Origin of the sequence: Pseudoalteromonas sp. GW168-MNA-CIBAN-0100, from assembly GCF_040309225.1 — a bacterium.
Taxonomy (GTDB): Bacteria; Pseudomonadota; Gammaproteobacteria; order Enterobacterales; family Alteromonadaceae; genus Pseudoalteromonas; species Pseudoalteromonas arctica.
On record NZ_JBEOOL010000623.1, the window covers coordinates 1 to 267 of the forward strand.

Here is a 267-nt window from a genome sequence, read left to right on the forward strand (position 1 = left end):
TTCAACGTAGGCAATCGCACCACCACTAGCCGCTTCTGGTGATACATGGCCAATTGATAAGCCTGATGTGCCGCCAGAAAAACGACCATCAGTGATCAAGGCACATTTTTCTGCTAAGCCTTTTGACTTTAAGTAACTGGTTGGATAAAGCATTTCTTGCATTCCAGGCCCGCCTTTTGGCCCTTCATAACGAATAACCACTACATCGCCGGCTTTTACTTCGTCGTTTAAAATACCTTCTACCGAATCATCTTGCGACTCATACAC

General features: G+C 45.3%; 1 pseudogene. It reads right to left on the bottom strand.

Annotated features, from left to right (window positions below):
* Positions 1 to 267 (bottom strand): annotated as a pseudogene (locus tag AAEY62_RS22720) (dihydroxy-acid dehydratase domain-containing protein); the annotation flags it as partial.